General features: G+C 62.6%; 1 protein-coding gene. It reads left to right on the forward strand.

The window, feature by feature from the left end; translation table 11 throughout:
- Positions 1–46: 46 nt before the first annotated feature.
- Positions 47–278: hypothetical protein (locus PZC42_RS24515; protein ID WP_277214069.1), on the forward strand; the 232-nt coding region annotated here is incomplete at its 3' end.

The raw sequence follows: 278 nt of genomic DNA on the forward strand, positions 1-278 counted from the left end.
GCACGCGCGTTGAAGGACGTGTCGACTCCCTGCTACGAGGAGAACAATGAGCCGCCAGCCGAGCCCCCCCAGCCTTGAGGAGCTTTGGAAAGAAATGGATGTCGCCTTGTGGGAGGCTTTGCCTCCGGCAGAGCACGCCAAAATAGAGGCGGAGAAGAAGGCCGAGGAAGAGAAGCGCGCCGTGGGGCAAGCTGCCTGGCAGGCCTATGTCACGTCCGAGAGAGTCAGGCAATTGGCTCTTTGGCAGAAGGCTCGTGCGAGGGCCGTGAGGGTGGCGG

The sequence above is a fragment of the Isoptericola croceus genome (assembly GCF_029382255.1).
GTDB classification, from domain to species: domain Bacteria; phylum Actinomycetota; class Actinomycetes; order Actinomycetales; family Cellulomonadaceae; genus Isoptericola; species Isoptericola croceus.